We start from the raw sequence: 2,122 nt of genomic DNA on the forward strand, positions 1-2,122 counted from the left end.
TCTGGCTTACGTCGCCGCCAGTTGGGCGGAGACACACACAAAACGCCTGCAAGAGTGGAGAGGTTCATGCCCCAAAAGGGCAGGTGCTCCCCTATGAAGCAGGAACCGAACACCATTTAGGCGGTGTCCTAAATGGGTAAGTTTCGGACAACGGTTCACGGACGTAGGGATATCTACTATAGTATTTCTAATAATTTTTGTCGGAAAAATAATTATACAATTTACCGTTTTAAGGCTTATTTACCGAAAAAGAGCAAAAATAACCCCTTTTCACAAACGTCAAAAAGACAAAAATTTCTCGAAATACCATATAGTATGTAACCGTTGGTACGAGATCCCACCACGGTTGGTTATAGCATGGATGATGTAGCTTCTCGAGTGTCCTTCTAAAGAGGGAATGAAAATACCTCTTCGTGCCATACTGAAGAGATAAGCAAAGCCGGATAGCAAAAGTAAAAAAATAGAATAGAAATATAAACAAGTCAATTAAATAATAGGAGCATGTTGCCAATATTCTTCTAAACTAAATATTACGATTTCTGCGTAGACCTCTCCTTTCCATCTCTGGGTCCTAGGATTATCCAAGTGGCGTATAAAATAACATATACTGATAGTCCAATTAGGAGCATTGCTCCTGTAATAACTATTAGTGTTACCGGTGTGAAAGTGATGATGAAACTCAGGATAGCTAGAACAACGAGAGGTATCAAGAGGTATCCAAGCACTCTAACCTCACCTTTTTTCTTCCAGATAAGAGCGCCAACCGCCGATATCATAAAAGCAAAAATGAAAGGAAGAAAGACGAGGAGAAATGAACCATTCAATAGAGAATTCAACACGTAAGAAATTTTGGGAAAGTCACTTGCGAAAATAACTAAACTGCTAGGATTCAAACCCACATCAAAAGGGATAAGATATAACACGGATATGAAACCTGATAACCCGCTGATACCCGACGAAAACAAGTAGTAAAAGTAACTGAGAAAGCCGCCAAACATAGCCACACCCGCAAAACACACAGATTGGCCCAACTCATCAATCGTGTATTTTCTCTTAACCAAAATTTTCAGCCCTCCTAGACTTTTTTCTTAACCAAAGCAAAACCATTATCCATTAGTAAAAAACTAAACAAAAGGAGTCCAAAAGTTCAATGTCATGTTTTACACCTTACACACCAGTTTCTATCATCCTCCTCAATAATGAAAATTATCAACTCGACCACTTATTTTTTAACCCGTTTTAAAGGCACTTAATATTTTTCTAAATAAAACCATATTTAAGCTGATAATTGGACCGTATCCAGTTAAAAAAAGCACCAAGAAGATAAAGTAAATGCGATACAGAGTTATGTTCCCAAAAAATGATACATGAAAAGTGAAATAGGAGACCAGTACTATGACTAGATACAGCACTATAACAATCACTGCAATGAGATATACTAGCAGTCTAAGTTTTTTAGGAGCTTCGGCAAACGAATATTTAATGCTCCTCCAGTCCTCCGAAAATTGTTTGTACCCCCTTACCCTGCCCAGCGAAACGAAAAAGGATAGAATCCAAGATAAAACAATAGCAGAAGTAATAAAGACTAGGAAAAGAAACATAAGTAGCAGAAAAAACTGCGTACCAATCGGATAGACTATCACATCTCTTATTACCAATCCATAGTGGAAATAGCTCACCATATTTAAAGGTATAGAATACGAGGAAAAAGCCATCATATGCACAAGCAGGGGTACAGCCGCGATTATAATAAAAGTGAGGTCTAATCCCAACAACATGTTAACAACATATTGCGTATTGCTATTACCAAACAAAGTTAAAACCTCCTCTTCCATTGAATTTTTTAAAAATTTTTTTAAAAAACCTACATAAGCTTCGCTTTTTAGACAAATTATAAAAAACCTTTTTTTGTTCCCTCGCCCATTAATGGTGTTGTGGACGCTGGGTGGAAGGCCACTTTTATTTTGGGGCTCTTGACCTCCGTGTTAAAAAACTGGTCTTCGCCCCTCCTGACGGCTAGACAAATTGGGCGTTGGAGCCCGCATAGCAAATTGTCGCAAAGGCCCTGGAGGCAGTGGTTTGGAATTTTTGCTGAAGAGCATGTTTTGCGTCATATAACAGA

The 2,122-nt window shown here is 38.4% G+C and carries 2 protein-coding genes; one reads left to right on the plus strand and one right to left on the minus strand.

All coding sequences use genetic code 11. From position 1 onward, the window contains the following. Positions 1 to 530: 530 nt before the first annotated feature. Entirely contained in the window at positions 531 to 1,061 is a 531-nt protein-coding gene (locus ACUVXA_RS20155; protein WP_445873084.1) for a hypothetical protein, read from the minus strand. Positions 1,062 to 1,395: 334 nt separating this feature from the next. Here ACUVXA_RS20155 and ACUVXA_RS20160 point away from each other — a divergent pair, with 334 nt between their 5' ends. Beyond that, on the plus strand, positions 1,396 to 1,635 hold the full coding sequence (locus ACUVXA_RS20160; RefSeq protein ID WP_445873085.1) for a hypothetical protein: 240 nt from the start codon (positions 1,396 to 1,398) through the stop codon (positions 1,633 to 1,635). The last annotated feature ends 487 nt before the right edge of the window (positions 1,636 to 2,122 follow it).

It is taken from the genome of Candidatus Jordarchaeum sp. (assembly GCF_052745115.1).

Excerpts from the sequence above, each read along its gene's own strand:
- ACUVXA_RS20160 (WP_445873085.1), top strand. The coding sequence starts at position 1,396 with ATGACTAGATACAGCACTATAACAATCACTGCAATGAGATATACTAGC.